The 24,678-nt window shown below is 65.6% G+C and carries 34 protein-coding genes; 26 read left to right on the forward strand and 8 right to left on the reverse strand.

What is annotated here, in order from left to right:
• Positions 1-3: 3 nt before the first annotated feature.
• The 10 genes from ACT53K_RS08995 to ACT53K_RS09040 all read left to right on the forward strand — a co-directional run bounded on the left by ACT53K_RS08995 (position 4) and on the right by ACT53K_RS09040 (position 5,065).
• Positions 4-1,059, forward strand: a complete 1,056-nt coding sequence (locus ACT53K_RS08995; protein ID WP_476228266.1) for a phage major capsid protein, P2 family — start codon at positions 4-6, stop codon at positions 1,057-1,059.
• Positions 1,060-1,112: 53 nt separating this feature from the next.
• Positions 1,113-1,982, forward strand: a complete 870-nt coding sequence (gene gpM, locus ACT53K_RS09000) for a phage terminase small subunit (protein ID WP_476228267.1) — start codon at positions 1,113-1,115, stop codon at positions 1,980-1,982.
• 119 nt (positions 1,983-2,101) lie between these two features.
• Entirely contained in the window at positions 2,102-2,296 is a 195-nt protein-coding gene (locus ACT53K_RS09005) for a hypothetical protein (protein WP_476228268.1), read from the forward strand.
• A complete protein-coding gene (locus ACT53K_RS09010) occupies positions 2,293-2,784 on the forward strand; it encodes a head completion/stabilization protein (protein ID WP_476228269.1) in 492 nt (163 codons plus the stop codon). The genes ACT53K_RS09005 and ACT53K_RS09010 overlap by 4 nt, the downstream gene beginning before the upstream one ends.
• Positions 2,784-2,999 (forward strand): tail protein X, encoded by a 216-nt coding sequence (locus ACT53K_RS09015; protein WP_476228270.1) that lies wholly within the window; start codon positions 2,784-2,786, stop codon positions 2,997-2,999. Before ACT53K_RS09010 ends, ACT53K_RS09015 begins: the two co-directional genes overlap by 1 nt.
• A 4-nt stretch (positions 3,000-3,003) precedes the next feature.
• On the forward strand, positions 3,004-3,351 hold the full coding sequence (locus tag ACT53K_RS09020) for a hypothetical protein (protein ID WP_476228271.1): 348 nt from the start codon (positions 3,004-3,006) through the stop codon (positions 3,349-3,351).
• The gene (locus ACT53K_RS09025; RefSeq protein WP_476228272.1) at positions 3,348-3,827 is read left to right on the forward strand and encodes a glycoside hydrolase family protein; all 480 of its coding nucleotides are present in this window, start codon (positions 3,348-3,350) and stop codon (positions 3,825-3,827) included. Before ACT53K_RS09020 ends, ACT53K_RS09025 begins: the two co-directional genes overlap by 4 nt.
• Positions 3,824-4,342 carry a hypothetical protein gene (locus ACT53K_RS09030; RefSeq protein WP_476228273.1) on the forward strand — a complete coding sequence of 173 codons (519 nt, stop codon included), beginning with the start codon at positions 3,824-3,826 and terminating at the stop codon, positions 4,340-4,342. The genes ACT53K_RS09025 and ACT53K_RS09030 overlap by 4 nt, the downstream gene beginning before the upstream one ends.
• Positions 4,343-4,361: 19 nt before the next feature.
• Positions 4,362-4,574 (forward strand): hypothetical protein, encoded by a 213-nt coding sequence (locus ACT53K_RS09035; RefSeq protein ID WP_476228274.1) that lies wholly within the window; start codon positions 4,362-4,364, stop codon positions 4,572-4,574.
• Positions 4,571-5,065: a phage tail protein gene (locus ACT53K_RS09040; protein WP_476228275.1), complete on the forward strand. Its 495-nt coding sequence runs from the start codon at positions 4,571-4,573 to the stop codon at positions 5,063-5,065. The genes ACT53K_RS09035 and ACT53K_RS09040 overlap by 4 nt, the downstream gene beginning before the upstream one ends.
• A 29-nt stretch (positions 5,066-5,094) precedes the next feature.
• On the opposite strand, the gene ACT53K_RS09045 is transcribed toward ACT53K_RS09040, so the two are convergent.
• The 5 genes from ACT53K_RS09045 to ACT53K_RS09065 all read right to left on the reverse strand — a co-directional run bounded on the left by ACT53K_RS09045 (position 5,095) and on the right by ACT53K_RS09065 (position 7,107).
• A complete protein-coding gene (locus ACT53K_RS09045; RefSeq protein ID WP_476228276.1) occupies positions 5,095-5,556 on the reverse strand; it encodes a winged helix DNA-binding protein in 462 nt (153 codons plus the stop codon).
• Complete coding sequence (locus ACT53K_RS09050) at positions 5,553-5,975, reverse strand: hypothetical protein (RefSeq protein ID WP_476228277.1); 423 nt, start codon at positions 5,973-5,975, stop codon at positions 5,553-5,555. Before ACT53K_RS09050 ends, ACT53K_RS09045 begins: the two co-directional genes overlap by 4 nt.
• A gap of 47 nt (positions 5,976-6,022) precedes the next feature.
• Entirely contained in the window at positions 6,023-6,331 is a 309-nt protein-coding gene (locus tag ACT53K_RS09055) for a hypothetical protein (protein WP_476228278.1), read from the reverse strand.
• Between the two features lie 88 nt (positions 6,332-6,419).
• Positions 6,420-6,950 (reverse strand): helix-turn-helix domain-containing protein, encoded by a 531-nt coding sequence (locus ACT53K_RS09060; RefSeq protein ID WP_476228279.1) that lies wholly within the window; start codon positions 6,948-6,950, stop codon positions 6,420-6,422.
• On the reverse strand, positions 6,925-7,107 hold the full coding sequence (locus tag ACT53K_RS09065) for a hypothetical protein (protein ID WP_476228280.1): 183 nt from the start codon (positions 7,105-7,107) through the stop codon (positions 6,925-6,927). The genes ACT53K_RS09060 and ACT53K_RS09065 overlap by 26 nt, the downstream gene beginning before the upstream one ends.
• Positions 7,108-7,275: 168 nt before the next feature.
• On the opposite strand from ACT53K_RS09065, the gene ACT53K_RS09070 reads away from it, so the two are divergent.
• The 16 genes from ACT53K_RS09070 (at position 7,276) to ACT53K_RS09145 (ending at position 19,815) form a co-directional block, all read left to right on the forward strand.
• A complete protein-coding gene (locus tag ACT53K_RS09070; RefSeq protein WP_476228281.1) occupies positions 7,276-7,953 on the forward strand; it encodes a phage virion morphogenesis family protein in 678 nt (225 codons plus the stop codon).
• A 65-nt stretch (positions 7,954-8,018) separates the two neighbouring features.
• Positions 8,019-8,921, forward strand: coding sequence for a baseplate assembly protein (locus tag ACT53K_RS09075; RefSeq protein ID WP_476228282.1), 903 nt, complete (start codon positions 8,019-8,021; stop codon positions 8,919-8,921).
• On the forward strand, positions 8,918-9,457 hold the full coding sequence (locus ACT53K_RS09080; RefSeq protein ID WP_476228283.1) for a phage tail protein I: 540 nt from the start codon (positions 8,918-8,920) through the stop codon (positions 9,455-9,457). The genes ACT53K_RS09075 and ACT53K_RS09080 overlap by 4 nt, the downstream gene beginning before the upstream one ends.
• 12 nt (positions 9,458-9,469) lie before the next feature.
• Positions 9,470-11,758: a hypothetical protein gene (locus ACT53K_RS09085; RefSeq protein ID WP_476228284.1), complete on the forward strand. Its 2,289-nt coding sequence runs from the start codon at positions 9,470-9,472 to the stop codon at positions 11,756-11,758.
• 35 nt (positions 11,759-11,793) lie between these two features.
• On the forward strand, positions 11,794-12,078 hold the full coding sequence (locus ACT53K_RS09090; RefSeq protein WP_476228285.1) for a hypothetical protein: 285 nt from the start codon (positions 11,794-11,796) through the stop codon (positions 12,076-12,078).
• Positions 12,079-12,143: 65 nt separating this feature from the next.
• Positions 12,144-12,698, forward strand: a complete 555-nt coding sequence (locus tag ACT53K_RS09095) for a phage baseplate assembly protein V (protein WP_476228286.1) — start codon at positions 12,144-12,146, stop codon at positions 12,696-12,698.
• Positions 12,695-13,033: a GPW/gp25 family protein gene (locus ACT53K_RS09100; protein ID WP_476228287.1), complete on the forward strand. Its 339-nt coding sequence runs from the start codon at positions 12,695-12,697 to the stop codon at positions 13,031-13,033. Before ACT53K_RS09095 ends, ACT53K_RS09100 begins: the two co-directional genes overlap by 4 nt.
• A gap of 16 nt (positions 13,034-13,049) precedes the next feature.
• Positions 13,050-14,228 carry a phage tail sheath subtilisin-like domain-containing protein gene (locus ACT53K_RS09105; protein ID WP_476228288.1) on the forward strand — a complete coding sequence of 393 codons (1,179 nt, stop codon included), beginning with the start codon at positions 13,050-13,052 and terminating at the stop codon, positions 14,226-14,228.
• 42 nt (positions 14,229-14,270) lie between these two features.
• Complete coding sequence (locus ACT53K_RS09110) at positions 14,271-14,777, forward strand: phage major tail tube protein (protein WP_476228289.1); 507 nt, start codon at positions 14,271-14,273, stop codon at positions 14,775-14,777.
• 31 nt (positions 14,778-14,808) lie between these two features.
• Positions 14,809-15,123 (forward strand): phage tail assembly protein, encoded by a 315-nt coding sequence (locus tag ACT53K_RS09115; RefSeq protein WP_476228291.1) that lies wholly within the window; start codon positions 14,809-14,811, stop codon positions 15,121-15,123.
• Between the two features lie 26 nt (positions 15,124-15,149).
• Entirely contained in the window at positions 15,150-15,266 is a 117-nt protein-coding gene (locus ACT53K_RS09120; RefSeq protein ID WP_476228293.1) for a GpE family phage tail protein, read from the forward strand.
• 3 nt (positions 15,267-15,269) lie between these two features.
• A complete protein-coding gene (locus tag ACT53K_RS09125; RefSeq protein WP_476228294.1) occupies positions 15,270-17,864 on the forward strand; it encodes a phage tail tape measure protein in 2,595 nt (864 codons plus the stop codon).
• Positions 17,865-17,878: 14 nt separating this feature from the next.
• Positions 17,879-18,253 (forward strand): phage tail protein, encoded by a 375-nt coding sequence (locus tag ACT53K_RS09130; protein WP_476228295.1) that lies wholly within the window; start codon positions 17,879-17,881, stop codon positions 18,251-18,253.
• Entirely contained in the window at positions 18,250-19,248 is a 999-nt protein-coding gene (locus tag ACT53K_RS09135) for a contractile injection system protein, VgrG/Pvc8 family (protein ID WP_476228296.1), read from the forward strand. Before ACT53K_RS09130 ends, ACT53K_RS09135 begins: the two co-directional genes overlap by 4 nt.
• Before the next feature lie 68 nt (positions 19,249-19,316).
• The gene (locus ACT53K_RS09140; RefSeq protein ID WP_476228297.1) at positions 19,317-19,589 is read left to right on the forward strand and encodes a BrnT family toxin; all 273 of its coding nucleotides are present in this window, start codon (positions 19,317-19,319) and stop codon (positions 19,587-19,589) included.
• Positions 19,555-19,815: a BrnA antitoxin family protein gene (locus tag ACT53K_RS09145; protein WP_476228298.1), complete on the forward strand. Its 261-nt coding sequence runs from the start codon at positions 19,555-19,557 to the stop codon at positions 19,813-19,815. The genes ACT53K_RS09140 and ACT53K_RS09145 overlap by 35 nt, the downstream gene beginning before the upstream one ends.
• A 307-nt stretch (positions 19,816-20,122) precedes the next feature.
• Here the strand turns inward: ACT53K_RS09145 and ACT53K_RS09150 are convergent, their stop codons facing one another.
• From ACT53K_RS09150 to ACT53K_RS09160, 3 genes are all read right to left on the reverse strand, one after another.
• The gene (locus ACT53K_RS09150) at positions 20,123-21,145 is read right to left on the reverse strand and encodes an XRE family transcriptional regulator (RefSeq protein WP_476228299.1); all 1,023 of its coding nucleotides are present in this window, start codon (positions 21,143-21,145) and stop codon (positions 20,123-20,125) included.
• Between the two features lie 35 nt (positions 21,146-21,180).
• Positions 21,181-21,819 (reverse strand): hypothetical protein, encoded by a 639-nt coding sequence (locus tag ACT53K_RS09155; protein WP_476228301.1) that lies wholly within the window; start codon positions 21,817-21,819, stop codon positions 21,181-21,183.
• A gap of 215 nt (positions 21,820-22,034) precedes the next feature.
• Positions 22,035-24,623, reverse strand: a complete 2,589-nt coding sequence (locus ACT53K_RS09160; protein ID WP_476228302.1) for a DEAD/DEAH box helicase — start codon at positions 24,621-24,623, stop codon at positions 22,035-22,037.
• Positions 24,624-24,678: the final 55 nt, after the last annotated feature.

Below are 24,678 nucleotides of genomic sequence, written 5' to 3' on the forward strand. Positions count from 1 at the left end.
CCCATGCAGAATCACACTCGCGTGCTGTTCAACAGCTATCTGGGCCAGATCGCCCGCCTGAACGGGCTGGACGGCAATTTCTTCACTGCCGGTTCCAGCGAAATCAAGAAGTTCGCCGTGGCCCCGGCGATCGAACAGCGCTTGCAGGCCAAGCTGCAGACCAGCAGCGATTTCCTCTCGCGGATCAACGTGATCCCGGTGGTGCCGCAGATGGGCGACCGCGTCGGCGTCGGCGTTTCCCGCACGCTGGCAAGCCGCAGCAACACCGCCGCCGGCGAACGCCGCACGCCGACCAGCCCGTTCGGCAGCGACACGATCGACCGCTATCTCTGCAACCAGACCAACTATGACTATGCCTGGTCGTACGGCCTGCTCGATGCATGGGCGCACCGGCCCGAATTCCAGCAGCTCTGCCGCGACGCGGTCATCGTGCAGAAGGCGCAGGACATCGTCACCATCGGCTTCAACGGCGTCGATGCGAAGGCGAGCACCAACCGTGTCACCTATCCGCTGCTGCAGGATGTGAACTACGGCTGGCTCTACAAGATGCGCACCTATGCGCCGTCGCGCGTCATGGCCCATGGCGGGCTGGATCAGGCCAGGGTCTATGTGTCCGAAACCGGCGCCGCCGACTACGTCAATCTCGACGCGCTGGTGTTCGACGTGATCCACAATCTGCTGCACGAGCAGTTCCGTGGCGCGACCGATCTGGTGGTGATCGTCGGCAGCGATCTGGTGCACGAAAAATACTTCAAGATCGTCAGCGAGGCGGGCGACAAGGCCACCGAACAGGTCGCGCGCGACGTGCTGATGTCCAGCCGCCAGCTTGGCGGCAAACCGACCATGCAGGTGCCGAACTTCCCGGCCAATGCACTGATGGTCACCAGCCTCAAGAACCTGTCCTATTACTGGCAGGTCGGCTCCAACCGCCGCAACATCGTCGAGGAATCGGCGCTCGATCAGGTCGCCAACTATGAAAGCGTGAACGACGCTTTCATGGTCGAGGAATACGGCAAGGCGGCGCTGGTCGAGAATATCCAGCTTGGCCCGAAGGTCTGAGGCCCTGCGCCAAGGCTGCCCGCCCTCTCCCCTCTTCAGCACCGGAACGCATCATGAGCCCCGCTCGCCAGCATCGTGACCGCTTCGCCGCCACGGCCAGGCCCGATCACGCCACCCGAAGTGTTGCCGCGCCCGAGGGCGAGGGCGGGCAGGAAACCACCCTGCCCGTCTCCCCCGTCGTTTCCGCCAGCCCCGCACGCCTGCACATGCTGCAGCACGCGGCGCTGGCCGCTGCCGAGGCGCCGCCCGCCGACGATCCGGCTGCCAGCGGCCCCGACGCCCAGATCCTGCTGCGCCTCGTCACCGACATGCGCCGGCTGAAATCGATCCAGTCGATCGAAAAGAAGATCGAGGCGAAGCGCGAAATGCTGCCCGCCTATCGCGACTGGGTCATGGCGCGGCTGGCCGCTGCGAAGGAAACCGGCAAGGCAGTGGCGGACGAAGTGATCCCCACCATCATGGTCTGGCTGATCGACGTTGGCGAATATGCCGGCGCGATCGAACTGGCCGAATATCTGCTGCACCACGATCTGCCGATGCCCGCGCGCTACCAGCGCACCACCGCCGCGCTGGTGACGGAGGAAATCGCCGCCGCCGCGCTGAAGGCACAGTCGGCCGACAAGCGGTTCGACCTTGGCGTGCTTTATGCCGTCGAGCTGCTGACCGAAGATGCCGACATGCACGACCAGATCCGCGCCAAGCTCTACAAGGCGATCGGCGTGGAAACGGCGCAGGGCGCGGAAGCCGTGCTGCCGGCAGAAGAACAGCCCCGCGCGCTGGCAAAGGCGCTCGACGCGCTGCGCCGCGCCCACCAGCTCGACGACCGCGCCGGCGTGATCGGCCGGATCAAGAAGCTCGAAAAGCAGCTCGAAACCCCGGCTGCCCCGCCCGCATCCGAAACCGCGCCCCCCAAGGGCGACTGACCCGCTCGCCCCCCGGCGCTCGGGGGCGGATCGCGCGCGACGGGAGGGCCTTCGGGCTGAGGGCCGTCGCGGACCCGGTCCCCACCCCCGTAACCGGGGGCGCCACACAGGAAGCCGCCATGCCCGCCGCCCTCTGCCTCACCCTGCTCCTGATCGGCTTTTGCGCGTCCGTCATCTGCCTTGCGCGCAATGTCGTCACCATGGCGCTGGCGGAAACCGTCTCGCGCGGGCTTGTCGCCTTTCTGCTGATCCTCCTTAACCTGATCGGCTGTCTGTGCTGGGCAGATGCGCTGGCGCGGCAGGCGCTGGCGTGACGGGCCTCGGCAGCATCGGCCGGGGCGGTTCGGCGCCTTCTATCGTGCCGCCGCCCGCGCCGCCCGCTGATGCGCCGGTGACGGGCGACGGCTGGTGGCCGGATATCGATCTGGTGCGGATGCGCGCCGAATACCGCCTGCGCGACGCGGTCACCCCCGAACGCCTGCGCCGCGCCGTGGTGGAAGCGATGATCTGGGCCGCCGAACAGCTTGCCGAATGGCGCGCCGCGCAGACCGCCGCCACGCTGGCGGACGTGCCGGCGGTGCGGATCGACGGCGAAAGCCGGCTCGTGCTGCTCTATCGCCAGGCGGTGTGTAGCTGGGCAAAGGCTGCACTGGTCGAGCGCTACCGCGACATGGACGCAACCGCCGCCGGCGACCGCAAGGCCGATGCGCTCGACGAACCCGTCGGCGATCTGCGCCGCGATGCGATTCACGCCGTGCGCGCGCTGCTTGGCCGCACCCGCACCAGCATCGAGCTGATCTGATGGCCGACCGGATCACAGCACGCCAGGGCGATACGCTCGATGCGCTGTTGTGGCGCGAACGCGGTCTGTCGGCCGAGGATGTGCCCGGCGTGCTCGACGCCAATCCCGGCATTGCCGCGCTCGGCCCCGTGCTGCCGCTCGGCACCGTAGTGACCGTGCCCGAAACCGCCCGCCCCGCCACTCGCCCCCTTCCCGTCATCCAGCTCTGGGACTGATCGCATGGACAAACCGTTCCTTTCCGAAGCCGCCCAATCGCTGGTGACCTTCGCCGCCGGCCTCACCCCCGGCGCGATCGGCGCGGCCGTGGCGCTGGCATGGCGCAAGGGGCTTACGTGGCGCGACCGCTTTACCCAGCTTTCCGTAGGCATCGTCGTGTCGTGGTTCGCCACCCGCGCGATCGGCGCGGTCTGGCCGCTCGATCCCTTCGTGCTGCAGGCGATCAGCTTCACCATCGGCATGATCGCGTTCGAGGCCACGCCCCGCTTCATCGCCGCAGCATCGGACGTGGTGGCGGGCCTGCCCGCGCTGCTGCGCGACAGGTTCCTCGGCAAGGGAGGCGATCAATGAGCTATGACCGCGACGCCCTGGTCGCCGAACTGATCGTCGACGAAGGCGAAAAGCTGAAAGTGTATCGCTGCACTGCCGGCAAGCGCACGATCGGCGTGGGCCGCAATCTCGACGATGTCGGCATCCTGCCCGCCGAAACCGCGGCGCTCGGCATCACCACTGCCAGCGCCATCGCCAACGGCATCACCCTCGCCCAGTCCCGCGCGCTCCTGTCGAACGACATCGACCGCGCCGAACGCGCGCTGGACGCCAGGCTGCCATGGTGGCGCGGGCTCGATCCCGTCCGCCAGCGCGTGCTGCTCAACATGTGCTTCAACCTCGGCATCGGCCGCCTGCTCGGGTTCAAGAACACGCTGGCGATGATGCAGCGCGGCGACTTCGCCGGTGCCGCCGCCGGCATGCGGGCATCGCTGTGGGCGCGGCAGGTCGGCGCCCGCGCCGCTCGCCTCGCCGCCATGATGGAGAAGGGCGCATGATCCGTTTCCTGCTCGGCGCCGGCAAGGCGCTGCACCAATGGGCGGGCAATAGCTGGCTGGTGCTGATCGCGCTCGGCATCGCGACGGCCGCCCTCTATGTCGACGCGCGCCACGCCCGCGTCGATCGCGACGCCTGGGCGAGCTGGGCGCGCGAAACCTGCGCCGCCGCCGGCACCAGTCCCGATCCCGCCACCGTCGAGCGCGCCGACGCGCACGGCAAGCGCCACAAGGTCGCCATGCCGCGCGGCGCGCTGTGCCGCGAGGCGGTGCAGGATCTGGCAAAGTTCCGCACCGATACGCTGGCGGCTAGCGCCCGCACGCTCGCCCAGGCCGAACAGGCCCGCGAAACCAAGGCCGTCACCGACACCCGCATCGCCCGCGCCGAGTCCGAAAGCCGGCGCGCCGCCCAGACCAGCATGGAGAAACGCAATGCCGAAATCGGCCAGGATGATCGTGTCGGCGGCGACTGGTTTGCTGCTCTCAATCGGCTTGGCGGGCTGCAACCGCGCGATTGAACATCGCCCGGCGGAGGTGGTGGCGCTGCCGGTACGCGACACGCCCCCGGCGGACCTGCTGCTCTGTCCGCCCGCACCCGCCGCCTTCCCCACCGATCAGGCCGCGACCATCCCTCCCGCAATCCGCAGCACCCTGCAGGCGCTGGTGCTCGCCGATCGCGACACCCGCGCCCGCTCCGCGCGGCTGATCAACTGGATCACCCCCGGCGCCTGTCCGGAGCCCGCACCATGAACAAACCCGCCGATCTGCGCCGCGTGCTCGTCAATTTCGTACCCGGTCTGCAGGCCGATCCCGCCCGGCTCGCCATCTTCGTCGACAAGGGCAAGGTGCAGGCGCGCGCCGGCGCCGAGCTGTCGTTCGAAACCGCCTACACGCTCAGCGTGGTGATCGAGGCATTTGCCGGCGACGTCCATGACCTTTTCGTGCCGCTGCTGGCGTGGATCGCCGAAGCCCAGCCCGACCTGCTCGAAAACCACAGCCGACAGCCCTTCACCTATGAAGTCGAGCTGCTCGACGACGACACGGCCGACATCTCGATCGCGATCGAGCTGACCGAGGCGGTGCGCGTCATCCGCAATGCAGAAGGCGGCTGGCAGACCGAAACGCTGCCCGAAACCAACCGGTCGAACAACGATCCCGACGTGTTCGACGATGTCGGGGCGCCGCCGCTCTGGGGCCTGTTCCTGCGCGACGAGCTGGTCGCGGGCGGCGACGCCCAATAATCAACCACCACGCGCCGGCACGTGCGCATTCAGGGAATGGGCGACATCAACCAGTTTCGCATCAGCTTCTCTCCCCTGGGCGAAAGGCGGACAAAGCTGCGTCGTGCATCCTTGGAATCTTGCAGCCGGACGACCAGATCGCAATCCTCCAACCGCGCTAACCAGCGCAATGCAGTGCTGGGTGGCGCCGCCGAGGCAATGGAGGCACTGGTCACGCTGACCGACTTTCCTTCCATTCGCGCCACAAACAGATCGAGCAGCATGTCCCATGCCGGATCGGAAAACAGGTTGCGGGGGAAGATCTCCTCGCGCCGCCGTCGCGCGCGCAGGTAGCGCCGAACCGATGCGACCATTGCCCGATCACCCGGCAGGGGGCTGGCTGCATCCTGCTCGGGAGAGAGTTGCGCTTCAGAAGCGTTCTCCAGCCGGGCAGTGAACGTCCGTGTCAGTGCGAGCATGTCTTCGATATTCGAATTGCCGCCGCCGTTCATCCCTCACCCCCTTTAAAATATGGGCTGCGATGGTCCAGCGCGATACCAAGCACCATGCAAAGGATTATCGGAACAGCCCAAAAAGCGGTCATCGCGAAATATATCCGAGGCAGAAATCCCGGCGCCAACTTCGTGCTCAGATGATTCAGTACCGTGATGAACTGAAAGGCCGTCATCCATAGCGGCCACCATCTGTTGCTTCTCAGGGACAAGGCATATAGCCCGCCCAGAAGAGCAATATCGACAAGCATCACCCACAATTCGATGTTACGAAAATGGTCCCCGGCGAACGTCGCCGGAAGGGTGATGAGAGACGCTGCAATCAGAAGCAGCGCAGCGCGGCGCCCGTCGCCCCCGCCGAAAACTACCGCATAGTAGCAAGCGACGAGGGTCAGGAGCCAGAATAACGCGGCTATCACAACGCCTCTCTGTCAGTGCACATTTGGCAGAAGGAATATCTGCCGCTTCACGCCGCCGCCGTTTCGGGCAGGTTCAGCGCGTCGGTGGGAACCCAGCCGGCGGGGCACCCGAAATCTTCCGGCGCAAAATTGCTCTGCCCCTTGATGACCGTCAGTTGACGGAGGGTGGAGACGATTTCGTTCCGTCCTGCGAGAACCTGGCCAAGACCTGCATTCATCGAAGAATAAAGCTTCTGGCTGCGCGCAGCCGGCAGGTTCGAACCCTTCACGCTTTCCAGAATCGACGCATACATGCGCACGCCGTTCAGCAACGCCTCGTCGACGGACTCGACGGCGTTTTTCGTATCGGCGGCCACCACCGCACCTGCACCAGCTCGAAAGTTCAACATCCCCATAGCTCCTGTCCAAAGCGCCTGGTCGGCCAGGCGGTCGTAGCGGGACGATCTAGCGGACAACCCGCAATATGCCGGCGAGCACCAGCGTCGCTGCCAGCGCCACCACCAGGGCGACGATAACAAGCTGGAATATTCGCAGCGTTTTCTGGGTTGCGTTCAGATCGTTAACGGCCCCGCCGAGGGGCGGCAGTCTTAGAAACTGCCGCCAGTCATTCGGTGCCGTCGGGGACATGTCTGCCGCGACAAATGGGTCAGGCTCAACGGTTGGCGGTGGTGATCCCGAATTTTGGGATATTTCCCAGGCGTCGAGAAGGCGTGCCGCCTCTCTCCGGTTGCTCACGCGCAGCCGTGCCATCGCTTGCTTCAGATAGGTGTCTACGGTCAGCGGGGCGAGGCCCGTTTCAAGCGCAATTTCCTTGGACGACATGCCGCGGGCGACCAGCCGCAGGCACAGTCGCTGCCGCTCGGAAAGTGCGTTGATCCCCTCATCGGAAAACGCAGGCTCCATCATGATTGCACGACACAACACCGCATCGATTCGAAGCAGCACATCATCATGCGGATGCGTCACCCCAGCCATTATAGGTCTGCCCTTGCACTTGTTGGCGCAGCAGATCCGATGCCAGTTGCATATGGCATGTCGCCACACGTTCACCGATGCTGTCACATAGCGCTATCGCGAGATCGAGATGTGCGAGCGCGTCCAGCGTGACTTCCTCCGTCCTGCTCGAATCCATGATGGCCCCCTCTGCATATGCAGAAAGCAACCTATGCCAGTCGCCTCTGGCGTTCTACTGGGGCGCGCGCAGCGCTGGCGAAAAGTCGATCCCGGCGGGGGAGTGCCTGACGACGCCACTTGCCCCGCACAACGCGATCGACCGGCATGGCTGCCAATATGCCGTCCGATGACCGAACTGCTCGAAATCAACGAAACCGTGCAAGGCCTGCTGCGCCAGCTCGGCCCCGCCGAACGTCGCCGGCTGCTGAACAAGCTGGCCCGCGATATCCAGCGCAGCCAGTCCGCCCGCATCGGCAGCCAGACCGATCCCGATGGCGGCGCCTTCGCCCCGCGCCGGGCCAAGCAGCCGGCGAAGCCCGGCAACCACGCCCTCAAATTCCTCTACCCGAAGGGCGCGGCCGAACCGCGCGTGGCGCTGCTGAAATCATGGGTGCATCAGGGGCCGCTGTTCACCGGCTATGACATCGAAGCCGGCGGCATCCGCAGCTTCTTCTGGGATCACGTCGCCAAATGGTTGCCGGTCGAGGGCGCCGATCAGAACAAGGCCGCCGGCAAGATGCAGCGACGCGGCGCCATCCGCCGCGCGGCGATGTTCCGCAAGCTCCGCCGCGCCCGCTTCCTGCGCGCGGGCGCCTCGGCCGATGAGGCATGGGCAGGATTCACCGGCCGCGCCGCAGAAATCGCACGGGTTTCGCAAGAGGGGCTCACCGATCGCCCCACCGCCAAGGCGAAGCCGGTTCGCTATGCCATGCGCCGCCTGCTGGGCCTCACCGGGGCCGAACAGCGCCACGCCACCGATCTTCTGCTCGACCATCTGGTGCGGGGACTTCCACGGCGGGGCTAGTATGAAAGGGCGCTACTCCCCCCGCCCCACGCGCGCCCGCGAACCGCTCGCCATGGTCCTGCCCCATGGCCACCAGCTCCGCCACCTTCACCGCCGTGGATCTGTCGCGCCTGCCGGCGCCGACCGTGGTGCAGACGCTCAGCTATGAGACGATCCGCAGCGAACTGATCGCATCGCTGCAGGCGGCGCTTCCGACGTTCGACGCCGCTATCGCCTCCGATCCCGTCATCAAGCTGATCGAGGTGTTCGCCTATCGCGAGCTGCTGCTGCGGGGCCAGCTCAACGACGCGGCCCGCGCGGTGATGGTCGCCTATGCGGAAGACGCGGATCTCGACAATCTGGCCGCGCTGATGAACGTCAAGCGGCTGGAGCTCGATCCCGGCGACCCTGCCAGCGGCATCGACCCCACCTATGAAGGCAATGACGATTTTCGCGCCCGGCTGGTGCTCGCGCCCGAAGGGTTCAGCGTCGCCGGCCCGGAAGGCGCCTATATCTTCCACGCGCGCTCGGCCGATGGCGATGTGCTCGACGCCAGCGCCACCAGCCCGACGCCCGGCGATGTCGTCGTCACCGTGCTGTCGCGCACCGGAGACGGCACCGCACCGCAGGCGCTGCTCGACAAGGTGGCGGCCTATGTGTCGGACGAGAGCCGGCGCCCGCTGACCGATCATGTCACGGTGCGCGCCGCGCAAATCGTGCCCTATGCCATTGCCGCCACCGTCACCACCTTCGCCGGCCCGGACGGCAGTCTGGTGCTCGCCGAAGCGCGCAAGCGGCTCGACGCCTATGTCGCGAAGGTCCACGGCCTCGGGCTCGACGTAACGCGCGCCGGTATCATCGCCGCACTGTTCGCCGAAGGCGTGCAGAATGTCGCGCTGGCGACGCCCGCCGCAGATATCGTGCTCGATCGCACACAGGCGAGCTGGTGCACGGCGATCACCGTCACCCACGCAGGCACCGGCGAATGAGCAGCCTGCTGCCGCCCAACGCCACGCCGCTGGAACGCGCGATCGACAGCGCCATTGCGCGCATCTCGGCCATCCCCACGCCGCTGCGCGACCTGTGGAACCCGGACACCTGCCCTGTCGACCTGCTGCCCTATCTCGCCTGGGCACTCAGCCTCGATGCCTGGTCGAGCGACTGGCCGGAATCGGTTCGACGGTCGCGCGTCCGCTATGCGATGGACATTGCCCGGCGGAAGGGCACCGTCAAATCAGTGCGCGACGTGATCGCCAGTTTCGGCGGCGCCGTCGCGCTACGCGAATGGTGGCAGCAGCAGCCGGCCGGCGATCCGCACACCTTCCAGTTGGTGGTGACGCTATCCGGCGCAGACGGCGCCCCCGCCACTGCCGCCTTTACCGACGCCGTGATTGCCGAGGTGGCCCGTACCAAGCCGGTGCGCAGCCACTTTACGTACACGATGGGGATCAACTTCGCCCAGCCGATGGGCGTGATTGCCGTCGCGCGCCCCGTCGCCTTCGCCCGCCTGCAATTGGCCGCCTGAACCGGAGCCCCTATGCCCGCGCTGACCCTTGTCATCACCAATGCCGGCCGCGCCGCGCTGGTCAACGCCGCCGCCAACGGCACCAATGCCGTGCGCGTCGCCGCGATCGGCGTCTCTCCCCAGTCGGTGGCCTTCGCCGCCACCACCACCAGCTTGCCCGGCGAAGTGAAGCGACTCGGCACCATCGCCGGCACGGTGACGGCTCCCGATACCATCCATGTCACCGCGCGCGATGAAAGCGGCGATCAGTACAGCACCCGCTCGATCGCGCTCTATCTAGCCGATGGCACCTTGTTCGCCGGCTATGGCCAGGCGGGCGTGCTCGTCGAGAAATCGGCGCAGGCGCTGATGCTGCTGGCGATCGACGTGCGCTTTGCCGACGTGAATGCGGCGCAGCTCAGCTTCGGCAATACGAACTTCATCAATCCGGCCGCCACCACCGAAATGCAGGGCGTGGTGGAACTGGCGACCGATGCCGAAACCATCGCCGCCACCGACGATCGCCGCGCCGTCACGCCCAAGGGGTTGATGGCGTCGCTGATGGCCAAGCTGGCGAGCTGGGGCGCCGATATCTGGCGCGCGAGCAACGACGGCGCCGGTTCCGGGCTCGATGCCGATCTGCTCGATGGCCAGGAGGGGAGCTGGTACGCGAATGTGCCGGCGCGGCTGGGCTTTACGCCGGCCAATCGGGCGGGCGACGATTTCAGCGGCCCCATCTCGGTCCAGACGCCCAATAGCGGCACCACGGGCGGACTGCGCCTGTGCGGCAACGCCACCAGCGGCTATGCCTATCTGCAGGTGCTGAACCCCGCCGCCTCGGTGCAATGGGGCAGTATCCGCTTCAACGCCGCCGGGGAAATGCTGTGGAGCGGTACGATCAGCCGCGCCGGCAATCAGGTTTGGGACGCCGGCAATGACGGCGCCGGTTCCGGACTCGATGCCGATCTGCTCGATGGGCAGGAGGGGAGCTGGTACGCGAATATTCCCGCACGACTGGGCTTTACCCCGGCCAATCGGGCGGGCGACGATTTCAGCGGCCCCATCTCGGTCCAGACGCCCAATAACGGCACAACCGGCGGGCTGCGCCTGCGCGGCAATGCAACCAGCGGCTATGCCTTTCTACAAGTGCTGAACGCCGCCGCCTCGGTGCAATGGGGCAGTATCCGCTTCAACGCCGCCGGGGAAATGCAATGGAGCGGCACGATCAGTCGCGCCGGCAATCAGGTTTGGGACGCTGGCAATGACGGCGCCGGTTCCGGGCTCGATGCCGACCTGCTCGATGGGCAGGATAGCAGCTATTACACCGCCATTGCGGCGCGGTTGGGCTACACGCCGGCCAACCGCGCAGGCGAAACATTCACCGGAAATATCACGATTTCCAGTTCCGGCTGGAATACCTTTTTCTTCGAGACTGTAGCCAACGCCCTGTCCTTCATTCGATACCAGCGGACAGGCCGTGCCCGCTGGGATGTTGGCATGAACAACTCACAAGAAAGCGGCGGCGCAGTCGGCAGCGATTACTTTATCAACCGCTTCGACGATGCGGGAAACGTCATAGACACGCCGCTGCTGATTTACCGTTCGACAGGTGAAGTCCGCGTGCAGGGTGGGCGCGCATGGCATTCGGGCAATGACGGCGCCGGCTCCGGCCTCGATGCTGACCTGCTCGATGGCAAGGATTCGACGGCATTTTTCAAGACGACGGACGCCTCGTTTCAGTTCCGCTCTAAAACCTCCAACGGATTCGTGACTTTCACGGAAGGAGACTTCCAAGGTCGCCCCGGCTACATTAGCTTTTTCACTGCGGATGGCACCCGCCGTGGATATGTCGGATGGTCCGATGGCAGCACTTCGCTGCAACTCGGCAGCGAAAATGGCTGGAGCTGGGGGTTCGGAATAACGCCCAACGTCCTCGGAAGCACTATCTGGCACGCGGGCAACGACGGCGCCGGCTCCGGGCTCGATGCCGATATGCTCGACGGGTACGACAGCTCTGCCTATGACCGCGTCGTCGACCAGAGGCTCACCGAAAATGGCGGCTATATCGTGTACGCCTCGGGCCGGAAGGAAACTTGGGGCTTCGTCTATGTCGGCCAGGATTCCTGGGCGACCTACAGCCTGCCGGTCCCCCACACTTCATGGGTCCACCCCAGCGCCGGCATCACGTCGCTGAGCGGCAACACCACCAACTATCAGAACACCGGCATCGCCGACATCATCGGCAACCCGCCCACCGGCATCCAGATCTGGAACGCCGACGATCGCACCGCCCGCGTCTGGGTCCGGACGATCGGCGTCTAGGCGCGCGCCCACAGCCCACAGGAAAGGAAGCACCCATGAAGACCAGCATCGGCCCCTTCGATCCGGACACCCGCACCGTGTCGGTCACGTTCGAACATGCCGGCATCACCCACACCCGCCCGGTGAACGCCTGCCTCGATGCGGAGGGCGGGTATGACGAAGAGGCGACAGCAGAGCGCGTCGAGGCGGTGGCGCTGGGCGTCACCGCGAAGATAGAGGCAGGGGCGATCACGAACCCGCCGCCGCCGGCCGATGCCGAGCCGGAAGCACCGCAAGCGACCGCGCCCGCCCCGGCGAAAAAAGCCAGCAGCCGGGGCTAGTATCGCCCGGCGCTACTCGCCCGCCCACGCGCATCGCCGCGCGCCTGCGGCCATGGTCCTGCCCCATGGCCGCCCCGACCGACAGCCACCGCCTGATCGGCAACATGATCCGCCTGGGCACGATCGCCTCCGTCGATCTTGCCCAGGCGCGGGTGCGCGTGGCGATGGGCGACATCACCACCGGCGATGTGCCCTGGATCGCCGGCCGCGCCGGCGCCACCCGCCAATGGAACCCGCCCAGCGTGGGCGAACAGGTGTTGCTGCTCTGCCCGGAAGGCGACGACGAAGGCGGCGTCGTGCTGCCCGGCGTTTATTCCGATGCCTCCCCGGCCCCCGATTCGATCGACGCCGCCGCGCTCCATTTCGAGGATGGCGCCGTACTGCGCTACGATCCCGCCAGCCATAGCCTCACCGCCATCCTGCCCGGCGGCGGCACCGCCCGCATCGAGGCGCCGGGCGGTATCACGCTGGTGGGCGATGTCGAGGTGCAGGGCCGCCTGCACGCCACCAGCGAAATCGCCAGCGATGCCGATGTGAAGGCAGGCAATATCAGCCTGAAGAACCACCCCCACGACAAGGTGCAGCCCGGCGGCGGCATCAGCGGAAAGCCCCAGCCATGAACGGGATGGACCGCACCACCGGCAAGGCGCTGTCGGGTGTCGATCATCTCGCGCAGTCGATCGCCGACATCCTCACCACCCCGGTGGGATCGCGGATCGGCCTGCGCGACTATGGCAGCGAACTGCCCAACCTGATCGACCAGCCGATGAACGCCGTGGGCAAGCTGCGCCTCTATGCCGCGACCGCGCTGGCGCTGTTGCGCTGGGAACCGCGGATCGCCCTGCAACGCGCCGAACTGCTGCCCGCCGGCACCGGCCGCTACGTGCTGCGCCTCACCGGCCGCCGCACCGACATCGCCACCGCCCCCTCCACCAGCCTTTCGATTCCGCTTTGAGCCAAGGAGCCCGCCCATGCACGGCATCACCCTTACCGAACCCGTAACCGGCGCACGTTCGCTGGTGACTGTTGCCACGGCCGTAATCGGCCTGATCGCCACGGCGCCCGCCGCCAAGGCCGAAGCCTTCCCGCTCGACACGCCCACGCTGGTGACCGATCTGGAAGCGGCGATCGACGATGCCGGCGCCGGCGGCACGCTGGCCATAGCGCTGCGCGCAATTGCCGATCAGACGAAAACGCCCGTCGTCGTGGTGCGCGTCGCCCCCGGCAAGGATGCCGGCGAAACTTCGGCTGCCGTGATCGGCACTGTCGCCAATGGCCAGCGCACCGGCCTGCAGGCGCTGCTTACGGCCGAAAGCAAGCTGGGCGTGCGCCCGCGCATTCTGGGCGCACCGGGGCTCGATACGCAGGCGGTCACCACCGCGCTGGCCGTCGTGGCGGGCAAGCTGCGCGCCATGACCTATGCGGCGGCGATCGGCGCCGACCGCACGGCGCTGGTGGCCTATCGCAAGAATTTCTCCGCGCGCGAGCTGATGCTGATCTGGCCGGACTTCGTGGCGTTCGATACCGCCAGCACCAGCAACCAGACGAGCTGGGCCGTCGCCCGCGCCATGGGCCTGCGCGCGAAAATCGATCAGGAACAGGGCTGGCACAAAAGCCTGTCGAACGTCGAGGTGCAGGGCGTGGTGGGTCTTACCCGCGACGTGCAGTTCGACGTGCAGGATGCCGGCAGCGACGCCGCGCTGCTGAACGAGCAGCAGATCACCACGCTGGTGCGGCCGAACGGCGGCGGCTATCGCTTCTGGGGCAACCGCACCGCTGTCGACCCCACCAGCCCGTTCAGCTTCGAAACCGCCACCCGCACGGCGCAGGTGCTGCTCGATACGATCGGCGGCGGCATGTTGTGGGCGATCGACAAGCCGCTGCGCCCCAGCCTGGCCAAGGACATTATCGAGACGATCAACGGCAAGCTGCGCGAGATGAAGGCGCAGGGCCAGATCATCGACGGGCGCGCCTGGTACAATAGCGAGATCAACAGCACCGACACGCTGAAGGCCGGCAAGCTGGCGATCGACTATGACTTCACGCCCGTGCCGCCGCTGGAAAACCTGATGCTGCAGCAGCGCATCACCGACCGGTATCTCGCCGATTTCGGCAACGGCCTCAGCAGCGGTGAAGCCGCTGCCGCCTGACCGCCCGCGCCCCTGTTTCCCCTCAAATCGAAGGAGTGACGCATGCTCCCCAGCAAGCTCAAGAAGTTCGACGTGTTTTCGCAGGGCACGTCGTGGATCGGCCAGGTCGCGTCGATCACCCTGCCCAAGCTTGCCCGCAAGCTGGAAAGCTGGCGCGGCGCCGGCATGGACGGCACCGCCAAGATCGACATGGGCGCCACCGAAGACCTTGACCTCGAAGTCACGTTCGGTGGCCCGATGCGCGACGTGCTGCGCCAGTTCGGCAGCCAGTCGCTGGTGGACAATCCGCTGCGCTTTGCCGGGGTGTACCAGAATGACGGCACCGGCGATGTCGATCTGGTCGAAATCACCGTGCGCGGCCGGTGGGAAGAGCTGGAGCTGGGCGAACAGAAGCCGGGCGAAGCCGGCGAATTCAAGGGCAAGTTCGCCTGCGCCTATTACCGGCTGGAGTGGAACGGCACCGAGGAAATCGAAATCGATATCCTGAACGGCGTCTACCGCGTCGCCGGCATCGACATCAACGAGAGCGTCAACGCGCTGCTCGTCTGATCCCCCTTCCCTGCCGATCCGAGAGAAGACCATGAACGACATGCCGGAAACCGTCCACGATCTGCCCCCGCACAGCTTCGCGCTCGACGACGATATCGTCGTCGGCGACCGCACCGTCTATCCCAAGGGGACGGTGATCTCCGTCCGCAAGCCGGACAGCGGCGCGCTGCGCGGGCTGAAGCTGCTCGACTGCATCAATATGGACGTGGTGGCGCTGCAGACGCTGGCGCCGCGCGTCACCAGCCCCACGCTCGCCCTGCCGCTCGCCAAGGCGATGGCGCCGTCCGACCTGCTGCAGTTCGGCAGCGAGGTGGTGGATTTTTTGCTGCCGAGTCGGGCGAAATAGGCCTGCCCGACTCTGTCGACGAAGCCATGGCGGATCTGGCGCTGGTGTTTGGCTGGGCGCCCTCCGTCATGGACCCGATGCCGCTTGGCGAATTGATGGCGTGGCGGGCGCGCGCGGCGCGGCGCCACAATCCGGAGGAATAGGCGATGGACCGCGACCTGCGCATTCGCATGGTGCTGGAAGCGGCGAACAAGGTCAGCGCGCCGCTGCGCGACATCGCCGGCGGCTCGACCCGCGCGGCGCAGGCGCTGAAAGGCGCGCGCGACCGGCTGCGCGAGTTGGAGCGTGCCCAGGCCGATATCGGCAGCTTCCGCACGCTGAAGACCGAGCTGGGCGAAACCGGTACCAGGCTGCAGGCGGCACAGGAAAAGGTGCGCGCACTCGCCCGCGCCGTGCAGGCGAGCGACGCGCCCACCAAGCGCATGACGGCCGATCTTGCCGCCGCCAAGCGCGAGGCGGCAGCGCTGGGCCGCGAACAGGCGGATCAATCGATGCGGCTGCAGCGGATGCGCGACAGCCTCAACAGCGCCGGCATTTCCACCACGCGCCTCTCCAGCCATGAACGCGGGCTGCGCCAGTCCATTGCCGATGCCAACCGCGAGATTGCCGAACAGGAACGCCGGCTGAAGGCCGCGACCGACCGCAGTCAGCGTTTCGCCGCCGCGCGCAACCGCTTCGAACGCACCACCGGCGCCGCCACCGGCGTGGCGGCGACCGGCATGTCGGCCGTCGGCACCGGCATGGCCGTGGGCCGTCCCGTTCTGGGCGGGATCGAGCAGGCGATGCAGTTCGAATCGGTGATGACCGATATCGCCCAGAAGGCGGACCTGTCGCGCGCCGAAGCCGGCAAGATGGGCCAGACGCTGCTGGCCGCAGCGCGGGCCTCCAACCAGCTCCCCGAAAAGCTGCAGGAAGGTGCCGACGTGCTCGCGGGCATGGGCCTCGATCCGCGCAAGGCGATGGTGATGATGGAGCCGATCGGCCGCGCCGCCACCGCCTACAAGGCCGAAATCGCCGACCTTTCCTCGGCCGCGTTCGCCGTAACCGACAATCTGAAAGTGCCGGTCGACCAGACCGCGCGCGTTATCGACGTGATGGCGCAGGCGGGCAAATCCGGCGCCTTCGAAATCAAGGACATGGCGCAATATTTCCCCCAGCTCACCGCCGCCTATCAGGGGCTGGGGCAAAAGGGCGTGGGCGCGGTAGGCGATCTGGCCGCCGCGCTGCAGATCGCACGCAAGGGCGCCGGCGATTCCGCGACAGCCGCCAACAACGTCGCGAACGTGCTGCAGAAGATCAACGCCCCCGCCACCGTGCGCGCGTTCAAGAAAATGGGCGTCGACCTGCCGGCCGCGCTGAAGAAGGCGTACAAGGAGGGCAAGACCCCGCTCGAGGCGATTGCCGAGCTGACCAACAAGACGCTGAAGGGCGATCTGTCGAAGATCGGCAATCTGTTCGAAGATGCGCAGGTGCAGGCGGGCCTGCGCCCGCTGATCCAGAATATGCAGCAATATCGCGACATTCGCGCCCAGGCGATGAACGCCAAGGGCACGACCGATCGCGACTTTGCCGAGCGGCTGAACGACACCGCCGAAAAGGCGAAGGCGGCACAGGTCAATGCCACCGAGCTGGGCGTCAAGCTCGGCACGCTCCTGCTGCCGGCGGTGGCCAGCACGCTCGCCTTCGTGAATCGCATGGCCGATGGCTTCGACCGCTGGGCACAGCGCAATCCGGGTCTTGCCAAGGCCATCGCCTACACCGTGGGCGGGCTCGCCGCGCTGTTCATCGCGATCGGCGCGATCATGATCGTGATGGCCGCCATTCTGGGGCCGATAGCGATGATTCAGGCCGGGCTTACCGCGCTGGGGCTGGCGGGATCGGTCGCGCTGCTGCCGGTGATCGGCACGGTCGGGCTGGTGCTCGCCGCCATCGCGGCCGTCGCGGCGGCCGCCTATCTGATCTACAACAACTGGGGCGCCATCGGCGCTTGGTTCGCCGGGCTGTGGCAGTCGATCAAGTCGGCCGCCTGGGCGGGCATTCAGGGGCTCGCCCAGATCTTCCTGAACTTCACGCCGACCGGGCTGCTGCTGCAAAGCTTCATGACCTTGTTCGGCTGGCTGCGCGGGCCGATGGCACAACAGATGTTCCAGTGCGGCGTGGATCTGGTGCGCGGGCTGATCAACGGCGTGCTGGGCATGCTGGGCAATCTGCACAGCACCATCGTCAACGCGGCGACCTCGGCGGCGAACTGGTTCAAGGCCAAGCTGGGCATCCATTCGCCCAGCCGGGTCTTTGCCGGCTTTGGCGGATTCATGATGCAGGGCCTGTCGCAAGGCATCGATGCGGAACAGCGCGGCCCGCTCGACCGGCTCTCTAACCTCACCGGCAAGATGGCGGGCGCCATGGCGCTCAGCGCCGTCGCCGCGCCTGCAATGGCCACTCCGGCCGCGCCGATCCTCGATCGCGCCGCCACTGCCGCACAGGCGGTGGATCGCGGCAGCGCCATGCCCCGCCCCGTCGCTGCCGCCGCGCGTGCCGGCGCGGCCGGTGCTGCGCCGCCGGCGGGGGCGCAATCGATCGCCATCACGGTGAACGTGCAGCGCGCCGGCGGCGAAACCGACCAGAGCCTTGCCGAGGCGATCGCGCGCGAAGTGCGCAAGGCGCTGGAACAGGCGGAGCGCGAACGCGCGGCGCGCAACCGATCCAGCTATGCCGACAGCCCGGACCTCGACCAGCTATGATCTACAGCCTTGGCATGTTCGTATTCGAGGCGAGCAGCTTGCTGCCCGACGAGCTGGTGCGGCGATCGGACTGGCGCCACGCCGCCAACCAGCGCTTCGGCGCACGCGATGCCTATCAGTTCGTCGGCCCCGGCGAAGAGACGGTTACGCTGAACGGCACCGTCTATGCCGAGATTGCCGATGGCCGCGTGTCGCTCGACCGGCTCCGCGAAATGGCGGACAGTGGCGACGCCTGGTCGCTGGTGGACGGCACCGGCCGGGTGTTCGGCGCATTCGTGATCGGCTCGATCGACGAGCGGCACCGCGCGATCCTGCGCGACGGCACGGCCCGCAAGATCGAATTCGGACTCGACCTGCGCCGCGTGCCCGATCCGCAGAGCGGCCGATGACCGCGCTGCCCACCCCCGCCGCCCGCGTGACGCTGGGCGGAAAGGATTTGACCGGGCGCATCTGGCCCCGGCTGATTTCGCTCACCCTGTCCGAAAAGCGCGGGGGCGAGGCCGATCAGCTCGATCTGGTGATCGACGACAGCCGGCGCGATCTGGCCTTGCCCAAGCTGGGCGTGGAACTGACGGTGGCGTTCGGCTGGGCCGCCGGCAGCGGCGTGCCGATCGGGCTGGTGGACAAGGGCCGCTTCGTGGTCGACGAGCTGGAATGCAGCGGTGCGCCCGACATCATCACGCTTCGCGCGCGATCGGCCGATCTGCGCGGCGACCTTACCAAGCGGCGGGACCGGAGCTGGCACGACACCACGCTGGGCGCGATCGTCCAGAAGATCGCTGCCGCCCATGGCCTGAAACCGCATTGCGCGGCCGGGCTGGCGAAACTCGCCATCAAGGCGAAAAGCCAGACCGGCGAAAGCGACATGGCCTTTCTGCGCCGGCTGGGCCGCGAACATGACGCCGTTGCTACCATCAAGGCCGGCGCGCTGATCCTGTCCCCGGTGGGCACGGGCGTTACCGCCGGCGGCAAGGCGCTGCCCCGCATCGCCATCCCGCGCAGCGACGGCGACCGCTACAGCTTCCGGATCGACAAGCGCGAAGAGAGCCAGGGCGTTACCGCGACGTGGCACGACGCGAAGGCGGGCAAGCGCAAGACGGTGACGGTGGGCAAGGCAGACGGCGCCCGCAAGCTGCAGCGCGTCTATGCCAGCGAAGCGAGCGCGAAACGGGGAGCGCAGGCGGAACACAGCCACCGGCAGCGCCAGTCCCTCTCGCTGGAGCTGAACCTTGCCCTTGGCCGCGCCGATGTGGCGCCCGAACAGCGCGTCAAGGCGCTGGGTTTCAAGCCGGAGATCGAGGCGCCCGACTGGCTGATTTCCGAGGTGACGCACAGCCTCAACCAGCAGGGGTTCACTACGAAGCTGAAGCTGGAGAACGGGTGAGTGCAAACAGTTTATGCAACTACAAAAACTGTTTGACGCCACCTGTTTTTGTAGCTACCAAAACTCTCATGGAAATCACCTTCGATCCTGCCAAGCGCGACATCACCAAGGCCGAACGCGGTCTGGATTTTGCCGATGCGCCGCAGGTGTTCGAAGGACCGGTTTTCGAACAGGACGACGACCGCTTCGACTATGGCGAGCGGCGTGTTATCACCATCGGCCTGCTCCATGGGCGGATGGTGGTACTGGTCTGGACCCCGCGTGGCGAGGCTCGCCACATCATCTCCATGAGAAAGGCGAACGATCGTGAGCAACAGCGATATCAAGAGCGCTTGGGTTGATCCCGACGACGCGCCCGAGCTGACCGAAGAATGGTTTGACACCGCCACCCTGAAGCTGGGCGAAAAGGTTGTCCGTCGCGGGGGACGCCCGCGCGGATCGGCCAAGGAACAGGTGACGCTCCGCCTGGACAAGGCGGTGCTCGATCACTTCCGCGCTACCGGACGTGGCTGGCAGACGCGCGTCAACGACGCCCTGCGCAGCATGGTGGCGGATTCGGCGCGGTGATCCCCGCAGCGTGCGTTCTGGTGGGGCCGCCGGCGCGCCCCTGAACGGGCAGCGCCGGCTAGCGCCGAACTCCGACACGCGGAATGGGTGGTCGGATCAGCGCGCCACTGCCAGTAGAAATGCGCCCTGCGCCAGATCCTGCGCATGCGCTGTCGCGATACTGCTCCCACCCCGGACCTGATTACGGGATTTGAGGCCGTGTTCGAGGTGCTGAGCTCTCCTATGCTATGCTCTTCCAGCCGGGGCGATCCAACCGGCCCCCGAGCGCTACTGCGTGCTGCCGGCGGGCGCGGTCCGGCGCGCCCGCCTATGCACTCCTGAGCGGCTGTCGCGGCGTAGAGATGGAACGACCGGCGATGCCGAACAGCAGGTCGTTCAACTGCTTCTCCGAGACGCCCAGTAGTTTGGCGATACGCGAGATGGAGAAACCTTGCGACCATAGGTCGGTGAGGATCTTCGTCCAGACCTGCGACGTTTCTGCGGCCATGGGCTGGGGCTCCTCGATGCGGCCGTATTGCTGGCCAAGCGCGATGTAGTTGCCTCGATACGACCATTCCGAGAGCCGCCCGGCTTTATGCAGGGCGTAGTTCAGCGATGCCGCAGAAACACCCCAGCGCCCCTTCTTTTTGATCAGATCGCGGAGGTCCATGTCCCAATGGGTCTCGGCAAGTAGGTCCTCGCGAGGCATCAGGAACGCCGACGCGAACGCATTTGCCTCGTCCTCGGCGGATGCGTGCTTCGAGCCGGTATGGCGATGCATCACCAAGTGGCCCAGTTCATGGAAGGCGTCGTGGCGCGACCGCTCGGTCGTCTTCGTTGTATTCAGGAAGATGTAGGGAATATCATTTCGCCACAGTGAATACGCATCCAAATGACGAGTGTCCTCGACCAGCGAGAACACGCGCACGCCGTGCGCCTCCAAAAGATTGATGGCGTTGCCAATCGGACGCTGCCCGATGCCCCATTCCGCACGAACTTGCGCCGCCGCGGCCGCCGGACTCAGGTTCTCCGCCGGCTTTAGATCGTGATCTGGGCGCGAATAGCGTTTGGAGATCCAATCATCGAATTCAAACGCAATTCCGCCAGCTGCGATCACCATGTCGCGACGCGCTGCCGTCAGTGACCGCAGTGATCGGAAGCTGACGCCTTCAGGGTTTGGCAGTTCGGGGGAAGCCTTCTCGAAATACTGTGGTGTGAACCCCGACAAGTCGCACAGCTTCTCAAGACATCCTTGGGGGAAATCATGGGTGCCAGCCTCGAACCGCTGAATGCTCTTTCTATCGACGCCAAGCGCTTCGGCGAATCCGGACTTCGTCAGCCCGAACCTCATTCGGACCAACTCGACGCGATCAGGATTTATCACGGTTAGGCCTCTCGGCGACGGATCGGAATATCGATGTCCTCCAGCGGCGCGGTGGGGATGCGCGAGGGCACGGCATCTCCATCCTCACGCGACTGGATAATGATCCGTTTGACCAGCTTGGAGAATCGGTTTTCCGAGAACTCGAGGGGCAGTGATAGCTCAGCGCCAAGGCCCTGTTCGTCCGAACAGATTCCGAAGACCCAAGTCTGCCACTCCTGATGAAGAGGTTCTGGAAGCGCGAGGCCAGGCAGCCAGCCGGTCATGTTGCAGCGGGCCTTGCGCCACGACGCATTACCCTTGGGCCTAAGATTCGACGGCATCACTGAGGGGTCGGGATCCCCGGCCAGTTCATCGAAGTTTGCCGCGATGATCCGGATCCCGAGCGCCGGATTGCGGATTCCCTCCTGGTTTTCGGCGTCATCCCGCTCCCAGTCCTCACCGCAGAAGCGCTCGCGAAGAGCGCGCACCAGTTTGTCGTGCGTCACGATCAGGCGCCAGCCCTTCACGTCGTTGGCGGTCGCGAACCCTGCCTCTATATGGGCTGAGCGCGCTGACCAGCGCAGCCCATCCAGATCAAGCTTCATCGCCGTTAATTCGGCCTCGCGTTCGTGACCGTTATCGAAGACCGCCGGTTCGCTCATTGTCGTGTCCCAAAATCCGCCCTCATCTGAGAGCATATTTTGGGACATATTGCAAGGCCCTCTGTCAGCTTGGTTAGGGCAATGACCAAAAACGCGCGAGTGCTCGAAGCATCTTCAAACCCGGACCGCCTTTGTCGGGCTGAGAAGCTCGTCCGGTTCGTCTCCGATCATATTCGGCATTGCCTTTGCCCCTCCCACGCCCTTCCGGATCCGGTTTAGGGTACGGTCACTAAAATGCCGCTAGCGATACGTCCCTTAAGGAAGTCGTAGATCTGATCGGCGCCCATGCCGGCCTGTTCGAACTTCTCGGCAGCATCGGCACGCCACATCAGGTCCCCGGCTTGGCCGAAGGTCCGCCGTATCTCGCGCAGCGTCCTGAGCGCTTGTCCGGCCCAATGTCGGAAGCTCTCTATTTCCCACAGCGAAACCGTGTGAAGATGGGGCACCGCGCCCGATTTCACCTTGGTCACCGGCGTAACTAGCACCGGCAGGATCGTGGCATTGTCCGGCAGGGCTACATGCTCACGGATCCAATTTGGATGCGAGGCGGCCTGCCGCGCCTTGGTGGCATCTAGCACGTCGTTGGTAGCGCCTGCATGATCCTCGAATACGAAACACAGGTCATCCACCACCCACCAGGGATCGGGCGACGCATCGACTTCACGCTTTCCGGCGTGGAAGCCGAGTATCTCGCCGAGCCGGACCTGCGCCTGCTCGAACCCCTCACTGGAGGCGAGGCCCTGGAGGATTTCCATCTCGCGCTTGTTAAACTCGCGGTCCGTTACCGTGCCGAGCCGTTCGAGAACGCCTTCGACACGCTCGATCTGCTGCAATAGTCGCGGGCTGCGTCCGGCGGGCAACTCTCCTGCAGTGTGATAGCGGGCAAGCTTCACGAGCCAGGGCAAGTCGGTGGCAGCGCGCTTAGCGTGATTGAAGTGGCTCCGCGCTTTCGCGCCGAGCGAACCGATACCGGCGCGCTCGCCATACCAGGCCGCAGACCCGGCGAGATAATGCCACAACGCGCGATAGCCTTTCAGTTCCGGATCGGCGAGGCTTCCCAGCACGGTCTCGGCTGCCTCCACCGCGCTCTCATAGTCGCCCTGCCAGAGTCTGGCCTGGTATTCGACCTCCTTATCGACGATCGCCTGCAATTCGCCCAGAGCGGGAAAAGGCAGCTGTATCGCCTGGGCGCGTTTGCGCAGGATGTCGTTGTTGACGGCATCCCAACGCGCGTCGTTCGCGAGGAAGATGTCGAAATTCTCGATGATATCGGCCACAGTCGTGCCGACCGATTGCTCGATGCCAAATTCCAGTTCAGCTTGCAATTCCGGGTGCAGATGGACGCGCCTACGACGATCGGCGAGATAGTCAGGCAGCTCCTCGCCCGAGACGACCACCGCGGAATAGTCCTGCAGCGAGCGCGTGCAGCGTCCAATTGCTTGAAGCACGCGAGTTTGCACCCGATCGTTGAACAGCTGCGATGCACCCATGCGCAACATGATGAAGCGCTCCTGGAGATTTGACGCGCGCGGCAACCCCTCAATGAACAGCAGCCGACAGTCATTACCAGGGAAGTCAATGCCATCATACCGGTTGGCGATCACCGCCACCGCCTGCGTTGTGGTTACGAAGGGTTGCTTCGAATCCTCGATGGCATCGGCGGTGAAAGTCGCGAAGCCAAGATTATTCGTGACGTCCTCGCGGATTTCCTGCGCTTGTTGTTCACTGGGCACGAGGACCAGGCTGCGTCCCGCGCGCCGCATCAGCTGGTGCCGCAGCTTCACGACGTCATCGGCTTCGAGCGAACTGTTCGGAAAGATGAAGAACCGGCGTCCGATACCTTGGCGGTCCCAGCCTTCTGGTACCGGGAGGCGCTTGATGCTGCGACGCCCGGTCAGCCGCTCGAGATCGCCGCCGGCACCCAGAGTGGCCGACATGAAGATGCGCTGGCGCGCATTGTGGTACGGCGCATGCTGCCAGGTCGGCGACAATAGCGGGCGAATGAGCAGTTCCGTCGCCGAAACATAGAAATGGCAGGCGGAAAGATGGCTGCGGATCGTCGACCAGGCCCACCGCACATCCAACTCGTTCGCATGCGTATCGATCACCGCCGTCACTTCGCCAGCGATTTCCGCAAAGACGGGTGTCGGCAGTTTGTCGACCCATCGCCGGTCCTCAGGATTGCTGTCCCAGCGGCCCGTCAAGCGCGAAAAGTCGTGCGCATCGAGATGCGGTTGCAGCACGCCGGTCAACGCCTCGAAAAGGGCACGATGCTGCAGCTTGGTGCGCTGGATACGGACCGTCCACATTTCGCCGACATAATTCTCGGCGGCATGCGCGTCGTCGATGATTATGGTTTCCGGGTTCGAGAAGAACGGGTTGGTGTTGAACAGCGAATTGTAGGTGGTCACCGCGACCCGATCGCCATTTTGATACTCGGCGCGCGCCTGCGGATCGTAGTCGCGATTGCTTCCCGTGAACCCGTTCACCATCAGCCCGTATTGGGATCGCGATTGCTCCACCGTCTGGTTCACCAACTGCTTGGTTGGGCAAAGATAGACGACTCGCTCTTTGAACTTCCGACGGCGCCATTCGGCGATCATTAGTCCGACCAGAGTCTTCCCGCTTCCCGTCGGAAGCTGCAGTGCGACATCAGAGTCGGCGACCGCGTGCATAGCATAGCTGCGCATGATCTCGCCCTGGTGCAACAGCACGCCCGGGATGGTTCTGCGCGGAAGCGTGAGGAGTATTTCTTCCGGACTGGCTGGGACAATTTCTGTCGGAGCTGCACTCTTAAAGGCCATCGCATTCCCTCTATGGATGCCTTCGATAACCCATAGTTTGCCCGTTTTACATAGC

Source organism: Sphingomonas sp. DMC8, from assembly GCF_056314185.1.

Excerpts from the sequence above, each read along its gene's own strand:
- ACT53K_RS08995 (WP_476228266.1), top strand. The coding sequence starts at position 4 with ATGCAGAATCACACTCGCGTGCTGTTCAACAGCTATCTGGGCCAGATC.
- gpM (WP_476228267.1), top strand. The coding sequence starts at position 1,113 with ATGAGCCCCGCTCGCCAGCATCGTGACCGCTTCGCCGCCACGGCCAGG.
- ACT53K_RS09005 (WP_476228268.1), top strand. The coding sequence starts at position 2,102 with ATGCCCGCCGCCCTCTGCCTCACCCTGCTCCTGATCGGCTTTTGCGCG.
- ACT53K_RS09015 (WP_476228270.1), top strand. The coding sequence starts at position 2,784 with ATGGCCGACCGGATCACAGCACGCCAGGGCGATACGCTCGATGCGCTG.
- ACT53K_RS09020 (WP_476228271.1), top strand. The coding sequence starts at position 3,004 with ATGGACAAACCGTTCCTTTCCGAAGCCGCCCAATCGCTGGTGACCTTC.
- ACT53K_RS09025 (WP_476228272.1), top strand. The coding sequence starts at position 3,348 with ATGAGCTATGACCGCGACGCCCTGGTCGCCGAACTGATCGTCGACGAA.
- ACT53K_RS09030 (WP_476228273.1), top strand. The coding sequence starts at position 3,824 with ATGATCCGTTTCCTGCTCGGCGCCGGCAAGGCGCTGCACCAATGGGCG.
- ACT53K_RS09040 (WP_476228275.1), top strand. The coding sequence starts at position 4,571 with ATGAACAAACCCGCCGATCTGCGCCGCGTGCTCGTCAATTTCGTACCC.
- ACT53K_RS09045 (WP_476228276.1), bottom strand. The coding sequence starts at position 5,556 with ATGAACGGCGGCGGCAATTCGAATATCGAAGACATGCTCGCACTGACA.
- ACT53K_RS09060 (WP_476228279.1), bottom strand. The coding sequence starts at position 6,950 with ATGGCTGGGGTGACGCATCCGCATGATGATGTGCTGCTTCGAATCGAT.
- ACT53K_RS09065 (WP_476228280.1), bottom strand. The coding sequence starts at position 7,107 with ATGGATTCGAGCAGGACGGAGGAAGTCACGCTGGACGCGCTCGCACAT.
- ACT53K_RS09070 (WP_476228281.1), top strand. The coding sequence starts at position 7,276 with ATGACCGAACTGCTCGAAATCAACGAAACCGTGCAAGGCCTGCTGCGC.
- ACT53K_RS09075 (WP_476228282.1), top strand. The coding sequence starts at position 8,019 with ATGGCCACCAGCTCCGCCACCTTCACCGCCGTGGATCTGTCGCGCCTG.
- ACT53K_RS09080 (WP_476228283.1), top strand. The coding sequence starts at position 8,918 with ATGAGCAGCCTGCTGCCGCCCAACGCCACGCCGCTGGAACGCGCGATC.
- ACT53K_RS09085 (WP_476228284.1), top strand. The coding sequence starts at position 9,470 with ATGCCCGCGCTGACCCTTGTCATCACCAATGCCGGCCGCGCCGCGCTG.
- ACT53K_RS09090 (WP_476228285.1), top strand. The coding sequence starts at position 11,794 with ATGAAGACCAGCATCGGCCCCTTCGATCCGGACACCCGCACCGTGTCG.
- ACT53K_RS09095 (WP_476228286.1), top strand. The coding sequence starts at position 12,144 with ATGGCCGCCCCGACCGACAGCCACCGCCTGATCGGCAACATGATCCGC.
- ACT53K_RS09100 (WP_476228287.1), top strand. The coding sequence starts at position 12,695 with ATGAACGGGATGGACCGCACCACCGGCAAGGCGCTGTCGGGTGTCGAT.
- ACT53K_RS09105 (WP_476228288.1), top strand. The coding sequence starts at position 13,050 with ATGCACGGCATCACCCTTACCGAACCCGTAACCGGCGCACGTTCGCTG.
- ACT53K_RS09110 (WP_476228289.1), top strand. The coding sequence starts at position 14,271 with ATGCTCCCCAGCAAGCTCAAGAAGTTCGACGTGTTTTCGCAGGGCACG.
- ACT53K_RS09115 (WP_476228291.1), top strand. The coding sequence starts at position 14,809 with ATGAACGACATGCCGGAAACCGTCCACGATCTGCCCCCGCACAGCTTC.
- ACT53K_RS09120 (WP_476228293.1), top strand. The coding sequence starts at position 15,150 with ATGGCGGATCTGGCGCTGGTGTTTGGCTGGGCGCCCTCCGTCATGGAC.
- ACT53K_RS09125 (WP_476228294.1), top strand. The coding sequence starts at position 15,270 with ATGGACCGCGACCTGCGCATTCGCATGGTGCTGGAAGCGGCGAACAAG.
- ACT53K_RS09130 (WP_476228295.1), top strand. The coding sequence starts at position 17,879 with ATGTTCGTATTCGAGGCGAGCAGCTTGCTGCCCGACGAGCTGGTGCGG.
- ACT53K_RS09135 (WP_476228296.1), top strand. The coding sequence starts at position 18,250 with ATGACCGCGCTGCCCACCCCCGCCGCCCGCGTGACGCTGGGCGGAAAG.
- ACT53K_RS09140 (WP_476228297.1), top strand. The coding sequence starts at position 19,317 with ATGGAAATCACCTTCGATCCTGCCAAGCGCGACATCACCAAGGCCGAA.
- ACT53K_RS09150 (WP_476228299.1), bottom strand. The coding sequence starts at position 21,145 with ATGAGGTTCGGGCTGACGAAGTCCGGATTCGCCGAAGCGCTTGGCGTC.
- ACT53K_RS09155 (WP_476228301.1), bottom strand. The coding sequence starts at position 21,819 with ATGAGCGAACCGGCGGTCTTCGATAACGGTCACGAACGCGAGGCCGAA.
- ACT53K_RS09160 (WP_476228302.1), bottom strand. The coding sequence starts at position 24,623 with ATGGCCTTTAAGAGTGCAGCTCCGACAGAAATTGTCCCAGCCAGTCCG.